Source organism: Limnospira indica PCC 8005 (assembly GCF_000973065.1).
GTDB lineage: Bacteria > Cyanobacteriota > Cyanobacteriia > Cyanobacteriales > Microcoleaceae > Limnospira > Limnospira fusiformis.
The window spans coordinates 3,532,113-3,553,173 of record NZ_FO818640.1; the positions used below are offsets into that span (position 1 = coordinate 3,532,113).

Below are 21,061 nucleotides of genomic sequence, written 5' to 3' on the forward strand. Positions count from 1 at the left end.
GAACAATCGGCATTCATTTTACCCTAATCGGTGCTTTACGATGGGATTCGGTGAGAGTTCTTAACAATTCTGCTAAAATCGGGGAAATTTCCCGCAAGTCCTGAAAACTCCCCCTAGCTATGCCAGATTTTGTCCTTGATGTCAAAAACCTACAGGTTCAGTTTAAATCTGACCAGAGAATCACCCGCGCGGTCGATCAGATCTCCTTTCAGGTCAAACCCGGACAGACCCTAGGAATTGTTGGGGAGTCCGGGTCGGGAAAATCTGTCACATCTTTAGCAATTATGGGGTTGCTGTCCCCGGCTACATCTCAAGTGGGGGGAGAAATCTGGTTTCGGCCAGGAAACCCCCAGGCGGATGAAGCTGATCACAACAATGATAGCACAGAAGGAGCGATCGATTTACTACAACTGCCAGAATCTCAAAAGCAGCAATTTCGCGGCGGTGAAATCTCTATGATATTTCAGGAACCGATGAGTTCCCTCAACCCGGTTTATACGATTGGTTTTCAACTGATAGAAGCTATCCGACAGCATCAGGATATTACCCCCCGTGAAGGATTATGGAAAGCGACGAGTTTATTGCAGGAAGTCAAACTGTTACCTAGTGATGAGCAAATCCTCAAGCAACTACAGTTAGAAACTCCCCCGAATAATGATGATATTAATAACCCACCCTCACAGCGGGAGTGGCAAACTCGGATAAATGACCAAAAACGAGCATTTCTCGATCGCTATCCTCACGAACTCTCTGGGGGGCAACTGCAACGGGTAATGATTGCGATGGCTATTTCCTGCAATCCCACATTATTGATTGCTGATGAACCGACGACGGCTTTGGATGTGACAGTACAAGCGACTATTTTAGACCTGCTGCGAGAATTACGCGATCGCCGAGGAATGTCGATAATTTTCATTACCCACGATTTCGGAGTTATTGCCGAAATTGCCGATACAGTCGCGGTGATGTATCAGGGTAAAATCGTGGAATTAAACCCGATTAACCAACTGTTTAATAACCCCCAACATCCCTACACCAAGGGATTGCTGGCTTGTCGTCCCACATTGGAAACCCGACGGGGTGAAAAACTTGCCACGATTGCGGATTTTATGGAAGTTGTCACCACGGAAACAGGCACAGAACTTAGTGCCATTGAATCTCAAAAAAACATCCCCAATGAGACGCGGGAGACAGCCGAGAAGGTTCCCAGCAACCCGGATAATTCGCCGTTGTTATCGGTGCAAAATTTGCGAGTAGGATTTAAAATTCCTGGGGTGTTAGGAGGTACTCAAAGACTATTTATGGCAGTTGATGATGTGTCTTTTGATGTATTCCCCGGAGAAACATTAGGATTGGTGGGAGAGTCTGGCTGCGGGAAAAGTACCCTATCTAGGGCGATTTTACAACTGATTCTCCCCCATAGCGGTCGGGTGATTTTTGCTGGGGAAGATATTACAAATTATCAGCCTTCTGGTCCTTGGATTAATCGTTTAAAAGACTATCGCCAACGCCGGGAATTTCAGCAAAAAATGAAGTGGGTGCGGCGGGAGATGCAAATTGTGTTCCAAGACCCGTTTAGTTCCCTTGACCCCCGTTTAACCATTGGGGATGCGGTGATGGAACCCCTGTTAATTCACTCGGTCGGGAACTATAAACAAAGGCGCGATCGCACTGCTTATTTATTAGAAAGAGTCGGACTGAACCCGGATTTTATGAGACGCTATCCCCACGAGTTTTCGGGAGGACAAAGACAACGGATTTGTATTGCTAGGTCTCTGGCTTTAAACCCCAAATTTATCATCTGTGACGAGTCGGTGTCAGCTTTGGATGTTTCTGTACAAGCCCAGGTGTTAAACCTGCTGAGGGAGCTACAAAGGGAGTTTGAGCTAACATATATCTTTATCTCCCATGATTTGAGTGTGGTTAAATTTATGAGCGATCGCATTGTAGTCATGAACCAAGGCAAAATCGAGGAAATCGGAGACTCAGAGGAGATTTATCGCCATCCTCAACAGGAATATACCCGCCGACTAATCGCCTCTATTCCCACCGGAGATATCCAACGAGTTGCCAGTTAACTATCATCTTCGATAACTAACCCCAATAAATAGATTGAACCCGGAACTTTAGTCCTCAATGAAACTCATACTTTATAGTAAACCTGGCTGTCATTTGTGCGAAAACCTCCAGGAGAAACTGGAAGAAATTCAAGCAGATAGCAATAGTCCCTGTCAGTTTGACCTGGAAGTTAGGGACATCACCACCCGACCCGACTGGTATGCACTCTATCAATACGAAGTCCCAGTCCTGTATAAATGTGGCGATCGCAGCCTGACCGAAGAACCCATCCCCAGACCATCTCCCCGTATTTCCGCCTACCAGTTGGAACAAATCCTACAAAAATATTGGTAAAACATTAGATTAACAATAATCATCAAATTGGCAGGAGTTTGACCCGTGAAACTCAAAGATTTACTCAACCCCAACTTACTACCCCCAGAGTATCACCCCGCCTTAGACATGGAAATCACAGGCTTGGCGACTAACTCCCACGCCTGTAAGCCAGGGGATCTGTTTTTAGGAATGCCGGGAACAAGAGTTGATGGAGGGGATTTTTGGCCAAGTGCGATCGCCTCCGGTGCGGTAGCCGCCATAGTTTCCCAGTCCGCAGCCAGCAATACCCCACCAGAGACAGACTCTGATACCATTCCCTGTGTCATTCCCGCCGCCGACATGACCACAGCCTGCGCTGAGATAGCCACAGCATTTTATAACCATCCCGCCCAAACCCTCAAATTAGTGGGGGTGACCGGAACCAATGGCAAAACCACCACCACTCACCTGATCGAATTTCTCCTCAGCAACCTTGACCAACCTACAGCCTTACTGGGAACCCTTTACACCCGTTGGCCGGGGTTTCAAGAAGTCGCTGTTCATACTACCCCCTTTGCGGTGGAACTTCAACACCAATTAGCTGACGCAGTAGGTGCAGGCTGCCAATTTGGGGTCATGGAAGTTAGCTCCCATGCTTTACACCAGGGCCGGGTTTTGGGGTGTCCGTTTCGGGTGGCAGTATTTACTAATTTGACTCAGGACCACCTAGACTATCATCCCACCATGGATGATTACTTTGAGGCGAAAGCGTTGCTATTTAGTGATGATTATCTCCAGGGTAAGGCGATTATTAATGCTGATGATGACTATGGTAAAAAGTTGATGGCACGGTTGGGGAGCGATCGCTTTTGGAGTTATAGCGTCAGTGACCCCAGCGCCGATATATGGGCAGATAGCCTCGTTTATCAACCCACAGGTATTAAGGGAGTTCTCCATACCCCCATGGGATCGGCTTCATTTTCCCTACCCTTAGTCGGTCAATATAACCTCTCTAACCTATTGGCAGCCCTGGGGGCGGGTTTAGCCCTCGGTTTGGATTTGTCGGCTATGGTGGACTCTCTACCAGCCTTTGGCGGCGTTCCTGGTCGCATGGAAAGGGTCCAGCTTTCCCCAGAGCAGGATATTACCGTCATTGTTGATTATGCCCATACTCCTGATAGTTTGGAAAATCTACTGAAAGCCTCCCGTCCGTTTATTCCCGGTCGGATGATTTGCGTGTTTGGGTGTGGGGGCGATCGCGATCGCACTAAACGCCCGAAAATGGGTAAAATTGCGGCGGATTTATCCGATTTAGCCGTAGTCACATCCGATAATCCCCGCACCGAAGATCCTGACCGCATTTTGCAAGATATTCTCGCGGGAATTCCGGCTGATGTTAAACCTATAGTAATTGGCGATCGGGCTAAAGCTATTCGCACCGCTATCGACGAGGCTCAACCCGGCGATGGTGTCTTAATTGCTGGGAAAGGTCACGAAGATTATCAAATTATTGGCACGGAAAAAGTGCATTTTGATGACCGCGAACAAGCGCGAGATGCCTTAACAAATAAGTATTCTTAACTTGATTTCTGGTGCGTCAGTCTTCCCCCCTCATATATTCATGATGATTCAGGATTTCTGACACACCCTACAAATTTCTGGTGCGTCAGTCTTCCCCCCTCATATATTCATGATGATTCAGGATTTCTGACACACCCTACAAATTTCTGGTGCGTCAGTCTTCCCCCCTCATATATTCATGATGATTCAGGATTTCTGACACACCCTACAAATTTCTGGTGCGTCAGTCTTCCCCCCTCATATATTCATGATGATTCAGGATTTCTGACGCTACCCTTTTCTGGTGGGTCAATTGCCATTAAAAACCAAACTTTTCAATCTGTTGTATGGCATAGTTTTCCGGTTCACTGGGGTCGAAAGTATCAAATTTTAAGGATTCATAGCGGAGGGTGATGGTAGGGGGTTGCTGACCTAACTGTTTAGCCATTTGGCGTGCGAGTCCAGTTAGAAAAATATTGGCGGCGATCGCTTCATGATTAAGGCTTCCCATGGGAGCATATCCCCAGCGTTCAAATTGTGAAGTAATCCAGTAGGAAAAACTTTTCCACGGGTAAGGGTCAAAATCAATGCGATCGGGAATATTCAGAGATTCACCTAAGCGGTTAACAAACTGTCCGGTCATTACCTGTCGCAGCACATCTTCCGACGCATCCAGATATTGTAACTGTGCTAGTCGCCGCGCTACGTCTGTGCGGTTCTGACTTTGGCTGGCATAATAGGAACCCTCAATGATTGCTTTATTTATAGCACGGAAGGTGTTAGGATAACGGTCGATCCATTCCTGAGAAGTAGTGAAAGAACAGCAGGGATGACCCGGCCACAGGTCTCTAGTTAAAAGATGAATAAAACCCAGACCTTGATTAATTGCTATTTGGTTAAAAGGTTCAGGAGCCACCATAGCATCAATTTCGCCACTTCTTAACCTGTTCAGCATATTGGGCGGCGGTGTAACCACTAATTCTACATCCCGATCTGGGTGAACTTTGCTATTAGCCAGATAATACCTGAGTAGGAGATTGTGCATTGAGTGATTGAAAGGAATAGCAATCCTAAATCCTTTAAAATCTTCGGCGGTTTTGACTTTTTCTCGATGTTTGATGGCTACCGTAATCGCACTACCATTGATGTTTTCAATACTAGCAAGTCTGATGGGAAATCGACGAGATTCTAACCCTAAACTAATGGCGATCGGCATGGGGGAGAGCATATGATAAGCGTCAAGTTCTCCGGCGATCGCACTCTCTCGGATTTGCTCCCAGCTATTCATTTTCACCAGTTGTACATCTAAACCATATTTTTCATAGAGGTTTAAAGATTCACAAATCAGAATAGGCGTAGCACAGGCGATCGGCAAAAAACCAATTCTTAGCTGAGTTTTTTCCAGCATAACACCCGACGAATTACCTTGAGAGTTGGGGTCTGGAGATGCCGCACAATTGCTGAGAACTCCCAAAGCTGATGTCCCTGCTAGTCCTAACAAAAACTGTCGCCGTCTGATGGAGTTTTTAGACAACATTCGGGGATGATTTAATCCCTTAGTTACCGCGTCGCTGAGATTGACCGATAAATCCTGACTGTCCGAATTTACATCATGAAATCGACCACATTTATAGCACATTTGCGGGATTCTGTCAAGGTATTTGCTGAATTTATTAGGAGTTTTCATGATAGATTTACCCTAAATTTTACCGTAAATTAATCAGAGATTCATTGAGTCGTTGAGTATTGGTTCTTAACAAGGCAATACTCTCCGCATTTTCACGAGCAACCTGATTAAGACTATTCATGGCTTCGCTGACCTGCTGTAGAGCCAGTAATTGCTGTTCTGCGGTTCTCGCAATAGTTTGATTATTGAGATACACCTGATGAAATGCTTGGGATACACCCGCAAAAGAACTAGACATATTGTGAGCAGATTTCACACTTTCACTAACGCTTAATTTGCCTGATTCGGTGACTTTTACCGTGGTGTTAATAGCATTTTGAATATCCAAAACCAGGGTATTAATTTCTGCGGCTGACTGTTTACTGCGATCGGCTAATTTACGGATTTCCACCGCCACCACCCCAAAACCCAACCCCTGTTGTCCCGCGCGCACCGCTTCCACAGAAGCATTTAAGGCTAGTAAATTGGTTTGATAAGCTAGGTTACTCACTGACTGAGCAATATTATTAATCTGTAGGGATTTCTCACTTAATTCTAGGCTACGATTAGCGATCGCTTCTACTGTTTGTCGCAGTGTTTCCATTCTATCCAAAGTTTGTTGAACCGCCGCACTACCTTTTTCCGACAAAAGCAAAGCGCGATGAGCTTCATCAGTAGCAATTTTCGCCTGTTCTGTAGAGTTCTGGACTGCCGCATTTAACTCATCAATAGTCGTCGTAGTTTCATTAACTGAAGTCGCCTGAACTCCTAAGCTGCGTTCCTGTTCCTCCAAGGCGCTAGTAATTTCCTTAGAAGAGTTAGAAATTTGCGCCGTTTCGCGGTCAATAGTAGCCGAAATTCCCAAGCCAATAGTTAGGATAACTACCGCACCAATGGCTGTACTGCCAAATATTAAAATTGTCAGCCATCTTAATAGGTTAATTTGCCGATTTTGTTGGTCATTAAGTTGCTGTCGCTTGGTCGCCTCAAAACCTCTCACCAATTGTTCTAACTGTTCTGTAATGGCTTGATTTTCGGCTTGTTGTAAGACCTCAGTCACTTTTTCTGGTCTTCCTAATTGGACGTAGGAAATCAAACGGCGATCGAACTCATTAACCTGATCACCAATATTAATGATCCGATTTAATGTTTGGCGCTGTTCCGTTTCTTGAATTCTACTACGCAAATTTTCCGATTGTTCATAAAAGAGGGTATCCCATTCTTCGTACTCCTCCAACTCTCTCAAGTCTCTACCTAAAATATAGCCCCTAGCCGCCCGCTGCATTGCTACAATGCTAAATGCTAGATTATTAACCTCTTCAATTTCCCCATAAATTTTGTCCACATTTTTGATTTGTTGTTGGACAGGCTGAACACCGATAAAATAGACCAAGCCAGCAACTATTAAAAATAGGACTAAGGGAATCAGATAACCCCTAAAAATTCTTTGGCGCAGGCTACCTTGTTGGAAAGAAAATAGACTCCAAAGGCTTTTCAGCATGACTTAATTACCCCATTAATAAATAGATGAAATGCTTGGGGAGGGCTTCAGATGCCTTACTGTTAAGTTGATTAGTTATAGCTATTAACTAGGTTTAGTTGGTTTCAGTAGTAGTGATGCGACTAAAGCCGCCGTCCCTCCTATTAGTCCTAAAATTAACCAAACACCGAGGCGACGACCTTTTTGGAAGGCGATCGCCGCCGCTACCCCTCCAATCAAACAGTGGCCACTCAGCAACAAATAAAGATTGGGGTCAATGGGAAAATCTGACATAGAACTTGCCAATTACAAAGCCACCAGGGATATTTCGATTAAACTGGTCGCTATTATATAACACCTGTTGATATTTGGTGGATATGTCTTAATAAATCTAGGGTGATATAACCGCTATTCAAGGCTGTAGAGGCGATCGCTTCACAGGAAAGATCCGGTTCCCCCAAATGATTGATCACCAAGGCAGCACCCTCAAAATCTTCGTTTTTTGTATAATTATTTACAGTAATAATCGTGGTTAACCCCACTCCTCGCGCCGCCAGTAACCCCTGTCGGGAGTCTTCGATCGCCAGACAATCCGATGCAGTCAAACCCAATTTTTCTAATGCATAATTATAGATATCTGGGGCGGGTTTTTTGTGGGGGACAATATCTCCAGCCGCAATTACTTCAAACCAATGGGGGTTTAAGGTTTCTTCCAAAAGTGCGATCGCATTAGGAAAGGCGCTGGTAGTAGCGATCGCCAATCTGACCCCCTCCCCCAGAGCCTCCGTGATTAATCGCTTCACCCCAGGACGCAGGGGAATATCTCCCTTGGCTAATAACTCCCGATAGTGGCGAGTTTTAGCTTGGTGAAGTTTCGCTATCCACTCATCCAAATTATTGGGGGGTTGACCATTAGGATGGTAGCGTTTGATATAATAATCTATACGCTCCTTACCCCCCGAAACCGTCAACAATTCCCCATATAATTCAATAGACCAATCCCAATCTAAACCCGCTTCAGCAAATGTTTGATTAAAGGCTAATCTGTGACCATCCCTTTCCGTTTCAGCGAGGGTCCCATCCACATCAAAAATGATTGCTTTTAGATGACTCATCAGTGCTAAAGTTGCGGTTTGACAATTTTTTCAGGAATTTCTGGACAGCGATCGCTCACTTTCAGATCATAGCCCTGGTGTTTAAGTTCATCCACAAAATGAGTCGGATCAGCCTCCACTTCTCGACTGTTTTGGGTGTCCGCAGTCGGATTAGTCTGTTGTTGCTTTCGCAGATGTTTAAGTTTAGCTTTTCTGCCCATTTTTACTGAGTATCTATGTTAACTATGATTGGTCACTTTTCGATCCGGTAATTTTTTCGCGATCGCCTTCAAAAAACCTATCCAAATCAATCGCCTCATCCCCTTTATCTTCCCAAAGATTCAGCATTGATCCCAACTGTAGCCAAATCAATAAAGCCGTAGGAAAAACCACAATAGCCCCCCCCAAAGTAGCCAACCAGTAAATCGGAATAAACACCAGCAAACTGGAAGACACAGCCACAAACACACAAACCGACATAGCTACATAAGCCACCTTAGCGTTAGGAGTTTTATAGTTAATCCTATTTTTCCGGTCATCCTGTCGCCAAACTGCCACCTGATATTCTAGCATATCCTTAAAAATCAGACCCAAGATAATCGAGAATATCGTAGACGCAATCACCACAATATAAATAGGTTCAACCACCAAATTTTCCGAGTTCATAGTCTTATGCCAATTTCCCAAACAACAGCCAGACTGTAGTATAATATAAAACCCAACTTTTAGCAATTTAGCTTTTATTCAGGAGCGATCGCCGTTGAGGTTTCCGGTTGTGGTTGAGACACGAAAATATTACCCTGAGCATCAATTTCCAAAGGAGTATCAGGAAAATCACTTTTAGTTAAACGTCGCATTAACCCCACAGTCCGCAAAGAATTATCCAGAGACGGAATCCCTTGGCCATCAAGATGAACCGGAATAATTCTACCCTCGACAAAATTACCCATGACATCAAGTTGAGTTTCCAAAACTAGAGAATATCCCAATTCCGCGCGAGTTGATAAAGTGCGATATCCCAAAAAATTACCCAAAGAATAAGCAATTAACTTACCATTATATAATTCCAAAGCCCTCGGCACATGGGGGCCATGTCCTAACACCAAATCCGCCCCAGCATCAATCATTGTGCGTGCAAATAATACCTTATTACCGCGATTTTCCCCATAAAAATATTCGGTTCTATTCTGAATGCGTAAAGCCCTAGTACCTTCCGCCCCCGCGTGTACAGAAACCACCACAATATCAGCATTTTCCGCCGCTTCCTTAATCAAGGCTTGCGACGCTTCCAAATCATTCATATTATTATGATAATTAAAATAACTAAAGCCGATAAATGCCACATTTACACCCCTCACCTCATGATAGACAATCTGACCTTTTTTGCCGACCGCCTTCATTCCCGCTTTTTCAATATTAGCGATCGTATCTTTAAAGCCAGTTTCAAAAAAATCAAACGAGTGATTATTCGCCACACTCAAAATATCAAATCCTGCCTCCCTTAAAAGTGCCGCATATTCCGGCGGTGTCCGAAACGCAAACACCATACCACGACCCACATTTTTAGCGCTATTAGGATAGTTAGTTAGGGTACTTTCAAAATTACCAAAGACTATATCAGCATCTTGTAAAGCTGGTTTAACCCCCGCAAATAATACCTGCTTGTTGGGATGTAATTTATTGTAAGGATAATTGCTTCCCGGAATAATATCACCCACCGATTTAATCGTAATCCGCATATCAGGGTCAATGGGATTCCGTAGTGATGAAATAGTCAACTCAGATATATTTCGGATCTGTTCAATAGTTGCCTTAGTCAGCAATGGATCAACTTCCATAGTGGGATTTTCAGAATTAGATCCAAATGAGAAATTAGGTAATTGGGGGAGTTGTTCCAGCACCGCTTGAGAAGCCGTAGCCAAAGTCGGTGGGATAGTCGCCAAAGATGCCGAAACTCTATCCCATTTAGCACCGACAATTAACCCAGACAAAGGCAAAATCGCCAGAGTCATATAACCCACTAAAGACAAAGATTTGAGCCGTCCAACTTTAACTCTCTGGGTTTTAGTAGTTGCCGAACTTGCCGAATTAGGCGCAATTTCCGAAGTGGCCATCTGAGATACTACTGGGGAAGCCGTCGCCACTTTTTTGGTTTTCTTCTTGGTTTTAGGTGGCGCAGAAGTCTGAGTTTTTTTCTGATTCTTAGGTGAAGGCGATCGCTTAGTTTTTTGAGGAGGTTTAGGGTCAGAAACCGGAGCATTTTTAGGGCTAACCTGGTTAACCACCACAGGCGGCGACTTTAGTACCAGAGTCTCAATCCAAGCTGGGTGCTGATCATCGCCTAATTGTGCCGCGATCGTAACACACCAGATAGATGGAGGCTCAAGACGCATTAATCCCTTGTGAATGACACGGACAGATGCAGCTTGGTCGGGAATTGTGGGGGACTCTAGGCTAATATAGAGATGATTATATTCCAGAGTGAGATGTGCTTGCACCTGTTTAGGTTTCAAGGCTTGGTTGAGTAAAATAGCGATCGCTTTTGGATCTCCCTGATAGGCAGACCTAAGAATTTCTTGCTGACTCACTGACAGATCTCCTCTCCTGACACCACTTACTTGTCAAACTCCCAGGCTGAATGGGAACTTTTAGGATATCTTATATCTTAATTGACACTCCCTCGTTAAATCAAAGATTATAACCGGGGATTCTTAATTCACCGACTTTTAACTAGAGCCAACAAAGTTAATTGTTGAACCCCCGCCAGATCGTCTCCACAAGCATTTTGAATCACGGACCATCTATGCTGGAGACATGGGGTAGGGTTGAAGTTTATATAATTGTGGCGATCGTCACCCTAGCTTTCAACCATCTAATCTGGTTTGAGTATTTCACTGTCTTATGACTCGCGCTTTGGCCTTTTCCGTCCTGAGCAAGCCTGATCGACCGTGATCACAATGGCAGTAAAAACATGAAAGCGGTTGGGATATCAACGGCGCACCGGGAAGGCGACGTGAGACGGGTTAAGCCTGCGGTTGCTGTTTTACCGGAGAATCCCCCCTTTTCTAAACAGGGGAGTATGTCAAGATATGATGGCAACAAATTGATAGGGGAGGGGGACGAAATTATGATTAATTTGACTCGGGTTTTGGCAATGGGGCTGATAGCAGGGTTAGTTTTACCGGGACTAACCGCCTCCGCATCGGAAATCCTATCTATTCGGTTACCAAGGTTGGTGGCTCAGGAGAACCCACAGGACCAGGCCAACCAATTATTTCAAGAAGCTATTTTCCTGACCAAACAGGGAACACCATCCGCATTGCGGGAGGCGATCGCTAAATTTAAAGAGGTGATGCCCTTATTAGACCAAATCGGGGATTCTTTTGCGATCGCTGCCACTATGACCGCTATAGGTTCCGCTTACTCGGAATTAGGAGAAAATCAACCCGCCCTGGATTATTTAAATCAAGCCCTGTCAATGTGGGATATAATCGATTCGCCAGAGGAACAAAGGCTACCCCCTGGGTTTGGTAAAGCTAACACTTTGCAAAGTATTGGTCAGGTTCACCTAAGCATGGAGGAAACTACCACAGCCTTAGATTATTACCAGCAAGCCCTATCTATCTTTGACGAAATAGGGGAACCTTATCGGAAAGTTAATATACTTAATGAGATCGGTGAGGTTTATGTAAACCTAGGGGAAATCTCTGGTGGTTTGGAGTATTACCAGCGGGCTTTATCGATTTCTCAATCCGTGGGATATCTATCAGGGGAAGCGCAAACCCTCAATAATATTGGTCTAGCCCACTTAGCTTTAGGGGACAGACAACAGGCCCTAGATTATTTAAATCAGGCCTTTTCCCTGTGGCAGTCTATGGGCGATCGCCAAAGAGAAGCCGAGACCCAGGAAAACATCGATAAATCAACAGGCATTGAATAACCGAGTAATAAGATATATTGGCCAGCTTTGGTTAACCACTAGGTTCAAGATACAATAGTTGCCATCAATCAAAATATACTTAGTGATCAGTTAGCGCCAGTCCAGAAGACTGTTTGGAGGAAAACACTTTGGCAGTTCAATATAGCTACGATAGTAGTGAAAATTTGTATCCTCGTCGGGTTCTAGTCACTGGGGGGGCGGGGTTCATTGGTTCAAATTTTGTCCACCACTGGTGCAATGCTTACCCAGAAGATCGCATCGTCGTTTTAGATGCCCTCACCTACGCCGGAAACCGCCAGAACCTAGCCACCTTAGAAGACCGGGAACAGTTTAAGTTTGTCGAAGGTAATATCTGCGATCGCACTTTAATTGACAAATTACTAGAAGAAGAGGCGATCGACACCATTGCCCACTTTGCCGCCGAGTCCCATGTCGATCGCTCAATTCTCGGTCCCGATGCCTTCATTCAAACCAACGTTGTCGGAACCCTAACCCTATTAGAAGCCTTTAGACACTATTGGAACCAGCACCAACAGCCTGATCATTACCGTTTTCTGCACGTCTCCACAGACGAAGTATATGGCAGTCTCGGCCCCGAAGATCCTCCCTTTACCGAAACCACCCCCTACACCCCCAACAGTCCCTATTCTGCCTCAAAAGCTGGTAGCGATCATCTAGTGCGCGCCTACTATCACACCTACAACCTACCCACCATCATCACCAATTGTTCCAATAATTACGGCCCCTATCACTATCCAGAAAAACTCATCCCCCTGATGTGTATTAATATCCTGTTGGGTAAACCCCTCCCCATATATGGAGATGGGCAAAATGTGCGAGACTGGCTATATGTACTAGACCACTGTCGCGCCCTCGATGTAGTCATTCACCGAGGTAAACCCGGAGAAACCTATAATATTGGCGGGAATAACGAGGTAACCAATTTAGACCTGGTGAAGATGCTGTGTCGGTTCATGGACGAACTAGCCTCCCACCACCTACCCGTCAAACCCTCCATGGATCTGATCACCTTTGTTAAAGATAGACCCGGCCACGATCGCCGTTATGCGATAAATTCCAGCAAGCTAAAAACCCAGTTAGGATGGGCTCCCCTAGTCACCGTAGAAGAAGGGTTACGGCAGACCGTTGGCTGGTATCTTACCCATCGCCATTGGTGGGAACCATTACTATCCGAAGAATACCAAGCCTACTATCGACAGGTTTACGCCTAGTCCCACCATTGTTAACCCCCATCTATCTTCAACAAAAAACAGTTGATCAGTTTTCTGGAGTTGGCAGACTCCGGTAAAATAAAACCCGTTGACATTTAACTGTCTGTTTAACCTAAAGAAGAGGAGAACGATTTTGAAAAAGCTGCTGTCAGTTATTTTACTCTGTGTGGCTCTGTTGACCTTTGCACTGCCACGTCCCGCTTTGGCTGCAGATGCTGCCGCTGGCGCTTCTGTTTTTTCTGCTAACTGTGCAGCCTGCCACATGGGCGGACGCAATGTGATTGTTGCCAACAAAACCCTCAGCAAGTCTGATTTGGCTAAATATCTGAAAGGATTTGATGAGGATGCAGTGGCTTCCGTGGCTTACCAAGTCACTAATGGTAAAAACGCCATGCCTGCATTTAATGGCCGACTCTCTCCCAAGCAGATCGAAGACGTTGCTGCTTATGTTGTAGACCAAGCTGAAAAAGGCTGGTAAGTCCCTAGGTTAATCAGAAACCAACAGTTTAGACTACCTTTCCCCTAGGGGTGAGGCTTTCGGGCAAAGGGTCAGGTGTTCAACTCTTGACTTGTAGCCGGAAAGTTTCGCCCCTCTGTTTTCTATTCCCTAGCGATTTATCATAAAGTGTGTCAAGGTATGTGCAGAGCTTGAATCTTAACAATTGTTCGGTAACTGAATTTTAGTGCAATGTTTGTTCAATCCAAGTTAACCGCACGACAACAACAAATTCTCTGGGCAACTGTTCGCCACTATATCGCGACAGCAGAACCTGTTGGCTCAAAATCCTTAGCCCAAGAGTATAATCTCAATGTCAGTCCCGCTACTATCCGCAATGGTATGGGAGCCTTGGAAAAAGCCGGACTACTCTATCAACCTTATACTTCCGCCGGACGAGTACCTTCTGATTCTGGCTATCGGATTTATGTCGATCGCCTGATGACTCCCTCTGATACTCTCGCTAAGGAAGTCGCTAGACTCCTACGGGAACAGCTAAATTTTGATAGTTGTAGTTTGGAGGCTGTGCTACGAGGTGCAGCCCAAATTCTTTCTACCCTCAGTGGCTATATTTCCCTGATTACTATGCCCCAAACCAAGACCGAAAGGCTCCAACATTTGCAACTGGTTCCTATGGGGTCAGGAAAAATTATGGTAGTTGTGGTGACTCATACCTATCAAACCCAGTCCATTTTGATGGAAATTGCCCCGGGAGTTGAGGATATCGGCGACGATACCGAAATATTAGAACAGGAATTACAGATTCTCTCTAATTTTCTCAATCACCAACTTAGGGGACTAGCTTTGGCTGAATTGTCAACTTTAGACTGGACTGAGATAGATCAAGGCTTTCAGCAATATAGTAATTTTATCGAACAGTTGCTCAAGAGTTTAGGCGATCGCCACCAAACTCCAGAATATACTAGGATTCAGGTTAGCGGTGTTTCCGAAGTCCTACGACTGCCCGAATTTTCAGAACTTCAGCAAGTCCAAACTATTCTACATCTCCTCGAAGATGAACAGGAGCAACTCTGGCCCCTGATTTTTGTGACCCCAGAACCCTCCCAACAGGTAAACATCCGCATTGGTTCGGAAAATCCCCTCGAACCCATCCGCAGTTGTACCCTCATCTCGGCTCAATACCGCCAAAATTCCCAGCCTATTGGTAGTGTGGGTATATTGGGACCTACTCGCATGGTCTACGAAAATGCGATCGCTCTTGTGGAAGCGACCGCTAATTACCTGTCCGAAGCCCTTAGTTAAAACTCCTGTGCCGCTACATCCACCACTGATGCTTGAACATCAGTTGCTTCCCCAACTTCTGAGGTACTTTCATCAGCCTTGCGTTTCTTGATTTTTTCCAGAACCAAGGCCGAAACTTCTGTCACCAGCATCGTGGCAATAATACCATCATCTATCCATCCAATCACCGGAATAAAATCAGGCGCAATATCAATCGGCGATATCAGATAAATCAGAGTCCCACCAATTAGCAGCCAGCGATATTTCGCATGGCGCAAGGTTTGCCGATACCAGAGATAAAAGGACTGCACAATATTTTTCATGTCTGGGCCACACCATATCGAATCTGTTTATGATTCTAGCTTGACAAATTATCCCGCCCCATGAAAGTGTAGATTTGCCACCCCTAATGTAGGGGAGTTACCACCATTCAATTTCGGGAATTTTGGTGAATTCCGGTGAGCCGTTAGATTTGGGGGGATGAGCTAGGGAATGGGGCCACAGGCTATAGGTGTGGATTGTTTATTTTTATTACTTATGATTGCAAAAAGTTATTTTTTGTTAAATCTTCTTTACTAAAGACACGGATAGATTTTACAATGCCAGCACCTGTGGTGAGATTTTTTAAGTTCCAGCATCCCCCAAAATGGGGCTGTAATTAGGGAACATCAAACGCTAGAATTAAGATGAGGGACTAAGTTGCCCGGGCAATTTTAGCATGAGGCAGCGGGTTAGTTCCATTTGATAAACAAGGTATTTAACTATGGTGGTTAACTCTTCTGGTTCAAATAGGAGGAACACAAGTAGACGAACCCGTAGCAATACAAGAAAGGATACAGATAATCAGCCTCAAAATCAAGTGACTCCAGCCGATGAAGTTGAAACTCAAGCGGCTGACGCTGACAATGTACCTGAATCAGATACTCTCAAGGAGAAATTAGACGTGGCTAGTAAATCAAGTTCGACAGAAGGTAATTCAGCACCAACTCAAATTCAAGTATCGCCAGAACCCTCGGCGATCGTTAATCATCGTCCGGTGGGACAAAACCAATTTGAAATAGCGGGAATGTTAACCGCCAAACGCCCTATTGGGAAGGCTGTTCATGCAGCTTCAGTAACTTTTATTCAATCGGAAAATCCTACTGGTTCTATGGCTAACCGTCCGGTTTCAGCCACTGAACTACAAATTTCTTCGATGGTGATGAACCGTCCCATTGCTTCTAATGACATTGATGATCCTGATCTATTGATGGGATATTTAGACTAATCAATTGTTGGTTTTAAATGTCAACTAACAAACTGATTGATAATTAAGATCCCACCTAACAGTAGTCAGGTGGGTATCTTAATTTTAATGATTGACTATCTAGCCAATTAGCTATAATATAGCCAAACTGTGCCACCAATTGTCTAGGCGGCGATCGATGGTTAAATCCGTTGTCTAACCCCCACGAATAGTAGCACAGACTATCTGTAATAATCTAAATACCCCCATATAGATGATGAGGAGAAAAAACCGTGAAAATATTAGTAACTGGTGCGGCGGGATTTATTGGATTTCATCTGTGTCAACATTTATTGAAAAGGGGGGATACAGTCATTGGCATTGATAATCTCAATGATTATTATGCAGTATCTTTAAAAGAAGACCGGATAGCCCAACTGAAACCCTTAGAAAAATTTACCTTTTATAAACTAGATTTATGCGATAAATTCGGCATCAAAAACCTGTTTTCCGAACATCAATTTGAGGCGGTAGCCCACCTCGCCGCCCAAGCTGGAGTCCGTTACTCACTGCAAAATCCCTACGCTTATATTGATAGTAATTTGGTGGGGTTTATCAATGTTTTAGAAGGCTGTCGTCATCATCAAATCCCACACTTGGTTTTTGCTTCTTCTAGTTCGGTTTATGGTTCCAATAAAACTGTACCTTTTTCGGTAGGGGATTATGTAGATTATCCAGTTAGTCTGTATGCAGCCACTAAGAAAGCTAATGAATTAATGGCTCATAGCTACAGTCACCTGTATAATATTCCCACGACGGGATTACGATTTTTTACGGTTTATGGTCCTTGGTATCGTCCTGATATGGCGATGTTTATTTTTACGAAAGCCATCTTAGCCGACCAAGCGATTCCGGTATTTAACTATGGTAATATGCAGCGAGATTTTACCTATGTTGATGATGTGGTGGAAGGGGTAATTAGGGTAATTGATAAGATTCCACAACCGGGAAGCAATCAAGCGGAAATTCAGGGAGTTAAAACTACGGCACCCTATCAAATTTATAATATCGGTAATAATAAGCCGGTGAATTTACTGTATTTGATTGAAGTCCTGGAAAATGTCTTAGGCAAAAAAGCCCAGAAAAATCTGCTTCCCATGCAGCCGGGAGATGTGCCGATTACCTATGCTAATGTAGATTCATTGATAGCAGATGTAGGATTTAAACCAAGTACACCCATAGAGGTGGGAGTAGAAAAATTTGTGGCTTGGTATAAATCCTATTATGGTGTTTAACCGGATGGGAGACAGGACTCGCCGTCACAGATATGGGGACGATATTATGATCGCATCTACCAACCACCTCGCCCCCCAAGGCTCAATTATCGATGATTAAGGCAAGCGCCCTAGCAGGTCAGGAAAAATCTGCCGGAGTATTTTCGGGTACAATCTGGCGATCGCGTAAAGTTTGAACACGGGTAAACTGGGAGAGGAAATATTGAGTTACCAGAGTAGGTTGTTCCGCCTGCATCAAAGATCGAACCACAGCCACCCTAGTCGCCCCAGCCATCAAAACATCATCAAAATTGTTCATATTAATGCCGCCGATCGCAAACCAGGGAACCGAAGCATGACGAGTCGCATGGCGTACATATTCCAAACCCGCCGCCTGCTTATCAGGCTTAGTGGGAGTAGCATAAACCGGACCGACCCCAATATAATCGGCCCCCTCAGCGATCGCCAATTTCATCTCTTCGGGATTAGTAGTTGATTTACCGACAATTTTTTGAGGACCCAAAAGCTGTTTAGCCACAGCAATAGGTAAATCCTGCTGTCCCAAATGTACCCCATCAGCATTAACAGCGATCGCAATATCCACCCGGTCATTAACCAAAAACAGGGCATTATAACGGTGGCAAAGCTGACAAAGCTGGCGGGCATTTTTCCAACGCTGATGATCATCAGTATCCTTATCGCGATACTGAACCACCTTTAATCCCCCTTGTAAAGCCGCCTCTACCACTGACATCAACCTTTCCGAGGGAGAAGTCACCAAATACAAATTCGCCCTTTGTAGCGTCTGATGTCGTCCGTAGGCGAGTAAATTACTTTCCAGCGTATAGACCCGGTAGCGCATCTGCTTAACCGCCGCCCCCATATTGGGATGGTAAACCTTACCATATTCCTCCAGGACTCGCAAAGCCTCCTCTACCCGGCAAAAATTGACCTGTATCACCTGTTCGAGACTTTCTCGGTTTTCCTCCGAGGGATGACTCAACTGAGTACCCACATCCGTGGTAGTATCCCGGGACATCCGCAACTCATTACTGTGCCACTGTGCCAGTTGCTGTCGCAAATTCTTGCACTCCGCAGCCATTTCCGAATTATCCAAGCCAAACCTAAACCATTCCTCAATAGTTCGGATACCCTCCCGCGCCCGGTCTAAGTTGGCATCTAAAATCCGATAAAGTGCTGGTTGTCCCAGTTTAGTCTTATGATTCAAATCGCCCATCGAAATCTCCTCACCAACTCCATCAAGCCAAATAATCAAGCCCAATCATGATCAACCACGGCGCAGGTTAATATATCAGATTTTCTTTAGCCGTGGGCGGAACCACCATTACGAAAATTAATCATATAAAAAAACCAGGTGTTGCCATAATAGGGGATACTGGACCAAAATAGATTAATTTTCCCAATTAATATTACAGTTTGTCGGAGTTTTGCCGTGAGTTCTAAATCCCCCCGCAACTGTCAATATCCTAAAAAGCAAACCTCACCCGAGGCTTTTTCATTGACAGACACCCAGCCCAACAGTTCCCTGAACTCACCCTCGTCAGCCTATGATGGGAACTTAACTAGCAGCGATCTGAAGCTGCTATCCCGCCCTCTCTTCCCCCTAGGTTCACCTAAGCCTACAACAGCTTGGTTATCTCTAAAGCTGATTTTAATGATTATAGTCTCCAGTGTGGGATTAGTGGGAATCGCATCAGCCGCATTCGCTACCCCCTGTAGAGACGGGTGCAGAGAGCAACTATCGGAGACACCAGCCAACTATATACACCCGCCCCTACTACTGGCTCAAGCACCTTCCGCCGATCCCAATTCAGTCAATGTAATTTATGTGAGTTCATCTACGGGAAACGACTCTGGGGAAGGTACACAGGCTTCACCGCTGAGAAGCATAACCCAAGCCTTGAGAGTCGCCCCACCGAATACGGCTATTTTATTAGCACCAGGAACCTATAGCGTCGAGACGGGAGAGGCGTTCCCCTTAATACTTAAACCTAATATTACAATTCAGGGTAATACCGAGAATAAGGGTCGGGATGTGGTTATTTATGGCGGGGGAGTGTTTAGCAGTCGGGTTTTTGCTAACCAGAATGTAGCTATTGTGGGAGCGAATGCAGCCCGGTTAAGTGGGGTAACTGTGACTAATCCTCACCCGCGCGGTTATGGTTTATGGATTGAATCTAGCTCGATGGTTGTATCTAATAATACCTTTACGGGCAATATTCATGATGGTATTTCTGTGGTGGGAACCAGTGCGCCTTTAGTTCAACAAAACAGTTTTGCTAATAATGGAGCGAATGGCATTACTGTCTATGGTTCATCTAAGCCGGAAATCCGCGATAATGATTTTGAAAACACTGGTTTTGGTATTAATATCGCCCAACAGTCAGAGCCGTTTGTCGTGGGTAATCGAATTGCCTATAATCGTGATGGCATAGTGATTCAATCGAGCGCTCGTCCGGTACTACGCAATAACTATATCGAACAAAATGAGCGTGATGGTATTGTGGTTATTGCTCAATCTTTGCCGGATTTGGGAACGCCAACGGAACCGGGAGAGAATGTGATCCGCAATAATGGCCGCTATGATGTGAACAATGGTACTAAGGGTTTAACGATTCTTGCCTACGGTAATGAGTTGGCTATGACTAAAAATGCTGGCTCTGTAGAGTTGGCGGGTAGTTACCAGAGTGGGGCTGGGCCTTCTGCGATCGCTAATCGCATTATGGGAAGTTCTACTGAGGAGGGTGGTCAAAATCATTCTTCGTCAATTTCCCCCATTAATCAAGCGGCTTCGTTACCTATTTATCTACCTGAGTCTAATGTGACTCCACTTTCAAACACCGCACCGCCTCCCATTCCTGTGGATGACTCGGAGGCGATTGTAATTCCGGTACCGCCGCCAGAACGTCCTCAGCCTGTGATGTCTGCCCCTGTAGCAGCGGGTTCCCCACCTCCACCAGTGAGGCTCCAGACGGCGGCGGAAAACCCGTCTACCGGCTCGCTGTTGCTGTCTCTGGTGAGACGGGCTGTGACCAGTGCCTCTAATCCTGAAGAAAACTCCCAAACAGTTTATATCCCGGTACCACCACCCCAAAGACAATCTACGATTACATCCCCACCACCAGCACCCTCGTCTGATATTCTCCGGGTTCCTGGTGGTAATATTCCTATTGGTACTGGGGGAGGACAACTACCAAGCCAAGTAACGGCAGGTCTTGCGCCTGCAACTACGGCGGGTATATTGGGGTTGCGATATAGGGTGGTGGTGAATGATACTAGCAGTCAAATTCTGCAAAGAGTGCGATCGCTGGTTCCCCAAGCCTTTACGACGGTGATTAATGGGCGATCGCTTATCCAAGCTGGAGCCTTCCGCAGCCAACACGAGGCGAATAGGTTATTACAACAATTGCGCCAACGGGGTGTTACTGCGACTATCGAACCGTTTAATTAACACGGAT

Annotated in this window: 19 protein-coding genes; 10 read left to right on the top strand and 9 right to left on the bottom strand. The window is 45.2% G+C overall.

What is annotated here, in order from left to right:
- Window positions 1-119 precede the first annotated feature (119 nt).
- From XZ46_RS15405 to XZ46_RS15415, 3 genes are read left to right on the top strand one after another with little or no spacing between them, the layout of a single operon-like run.
- Window positions 120-2,078, top strand: a complete 1,959-nt coding sequence (locus tag XZ46_RS15405; RefSeq protein ID WP_008048734.1) for an ABC transporter ATP-binding protein — start codon at window positions 120-122, stop codon at window positions 2,076-2,078.
- Between the two features lie 58 nt (window positions 2,079-2,136).
- A complete protein-coding gene (locus XZ46_RS15410; RefSeq protein ID WP_006624975.1) occupies window positions 2,137-2,412 on the top strand; it encodes a glutaredoxin family protein in 276 nt (91 codons plus the stop codon).
- A 45-nt stretch (window positions 2,413-2,457) separates the two neighbouring features.
- Entirely contained in the window at window positions 2,458-3,954 is a 1,497-nt protein-coding gene (locus XZ46_RS15415) for a UDP-N-acetylmuramoyl-L-alanyl-D-glutamate--2,6-diaminopimelate ligase (protein WP_006624974.1), read from the top strand.
- Between the two features lie 298 nt (window positions 3,955-4,252).
- On the opposite strand, the gene XZ46_RS15420 is transcribed toward XZ46_RS15415, so the two are convergent.
- The 7 genes from XZ46_RS15420 to XZ46_RS15450 form a co-directional block, all read right to left on the bottom strand.
- Window positions 4,253-5,620 (bottom strand): ABC transporter substrate-binding protein, encoded by a 1,368-nt coding sequence (locus XZ46_RS15420; RefSeq protein WP_008048743.1) that lies wholly within the window; start codon window positions 5,618-5,620, stop codon window positions 4,253-4,255.
- Window positions 5,621-5,639: 19 nt separating this feature from the next.
- Window positions 5,640-7,100, bottom strand: a complete 1,461-nt coding sequence (locus XZ46_RS15425) for a methyl-accepting chemotaxis protein (RefSeq protein ID WP_008048748.1) — start codon at window positions 7,098-7,100, stop codon at window positions 5,640-5,642.
- A gap of 84 nt (window positions 7,101-7,184) precedes the next feature.
- Window positions 7,185-7,373 carry a hypothetical protein gene (locus tag XZ46_RS15430; protein ID WP_006619610.1) on the bottom strand — a complete coding sequence of 63 codons (189 nt, stop codon included), beginning with the start codon at window positions 7,371-7,373 and terminating at the stop codon, window positions 7,185-7,187.
- Window positions 7,374-7,426: 53 nt separating this feature from the next.
- Window positions 7,427-8,194 carry an HAD family hydrolase gene (locus tag XZ46_RS15435; RefSeq protein ID WP_008048750.1) on the bottom strand — a complete coding sequence of 256 codons (768 nt, stop codon included), beginning with the start codon at window positions 8,192-8,194 and terminating at the stop codon, window positions 7,427-7,429.
- 5 nt (window positions 8,195-8,199) lie between these two features.
- On the bottom strand, window positions 8,200-8,394 hold the full coding sequence (locus tag XZ46_RS15440) for a hypothetical protein (protein ID WP_008048752.1): 195 nt from the start codon (window positions 8,392-8,394) through the stop codon (window positions 8,200-8,202).
- Between the two features lie 22 nt (window positions 8,395-8,416).
- On the bottom strand, window positions 8,417-8,839 hold the full coding sequence (locus XZ46_RS15445; RefSeq protein ID WP_006668271.1) for a hypothetical protein: 423 nt from the start codon (window positions 8,837-8,839) through the stop codon (window positions 8,417-8,419).
- Between the two features lie 74 nt (window positions 8,840-8,913).
- On the bottom strand, window positions 8,914-10,761 hold the full coding sequence (locus XZ46_RS15450) for a CapA family protein (protein ID WP_008048754.1): 1,848 nt from the start codon (window positions 10,759-10,761) through the stop codon (window positions 8,914-8,916).
- A gap of 539 nt (window positions 10,762-11,300) precedes the next feature.
- Here XZ46_RS15450 and XZ46_RS15455 point away from each other — a divergent pair.
- The 4 genes from XZ46_RS15455 to hrcA all read left to right on the top strand — a co-directional run bounded on the left by XZ46_RS15455 (window position 11,301) and on the right by hrcA (window position 15,104).
- A complete protein-coding gene (locus XZ46_RS15455; RefSeq protein ID WP_187757690.1) occupies window positions 11,301-12,113 on the top strand; it encodes a tetratricopeptide repeat protein in 813 nt (270 codons plus the stop codon).
- A gap of 128 nt (window positions 12,114-12,241) precedes the next feature.
- Window positions 12,242-13,345, top strand: a complete 1,104-nt coding sequence (gene rfbB / locus XZ46_RS15460; protein WP_006624965.1) for a dTDP-glucose 4,6-dehydratase — start codon at window positions 12,242-12,244, stop codon at window positions 13,343-13,345.
- 133 nt (window positions 13,346-13,478) lie between these two features.
- The gene (gene petJ, locus XZ46_RS15465; RefSeq protein ID WP_006624964.1) at window positions 13,479-13,823 is read left to right on the top strand and encodes a cytochrome c6 PetJ; all 345 of its coding nucleotides are present in this window, start codon (window positions 13,479-13,481) and stop codon (window positions 13,821-13,823) included.
- A gap of 210 nt (window positions 13,824-14,033) precedes the next feature.
- Complete coding sequence (gene hrcA, locus XZ46_RS15470) at window positions 14,034-15,104, top strand: heat-inducible transcriptional repressor HrcA (protein ID WP_008048758.1); 1,071 nt, start codon at window positions 14,034-14,036, stop codon at window positions 15,102-15,104.
- Here hrcA and XZ46_RS15475 read toward each other — a convergent pair.
- Window positions 15,101-15,406, bottom strand: coding sequence for a YkvA family protein (locus tag XZ46_RS15475; RefSeq protein WP_006624962.1), 306 nt, complete (start codon window positions 15,404-15,406; stop codon window positions 15,101-15,103). The two genes, hrcA and XZ46_RS15475, sit on opposite strands and share 4 nt — an antisense overlap.
- A 440-nt stretch (window positions 15,407-15,846) precedes the next feature.
- Between XZ46_RS15475 and XZ46_RS15480 the strand changes: the two genes are divergently transcribed.
- Window positions 15,847-16,350, top strand: coding sequence for a hypothetical protein (locus XZ46_RS15480; RefSeq protein WP_008048761.1), 504 nt, complete (start codon window positions 15,847-15,849; stop codon window positions 16,348-16,350).
- Between the two features lie 251 nt (window positions 16,351-16,601).
- Complete coding sequence (locus XZ46_RS15485; protein WP_008048763.1) at window positions 16,602-17,603, top strand: NAD-dependent epimerase; 1,002 nt, start codon at window positions 16,602-16,604, stop codon at window positions 17,601-17,603.
- 118 nt (window positions 17,604-17,721) lie between these two features.
- Here the strand turns inward: XZ46_RS15485 and XZ46_RS15490 are convergent, their stop codons facing one another.
- Window positions 17,722-18,819, bottom strand: a complete 1,098-nt coding sequence (locus XZ46_RS15490; RefSeq protein WP_008048765.1) for a thiamine phosphate synthase — start codon at window positions 18,817-18,819, stop codon at window positions 17,722-17,724.
- A gap of 216 nt (window positions 18,820-19,035) precedes the next feature.
- Here XZ46_RS15490 and XZ46_RS15495 point away from each other — a divergent pair, with 216 nt between their 5' ends.
- Window positions 19,036-21,054 carry a DUF1565 domain-containing protein gene (locus XZ46_RS15495; RefSeq protein ID WP_048895120.1) on the top strand — a complete coding sequence of 673 codons (2,019 nt, stop codon included), beginning with the start codon at window positions 19,036-19,038 and terminating at the stop codon, window positions 21,052-21,054.
- Window positions 21,055-21,061 lie beyond the last annotated feature (7 nt).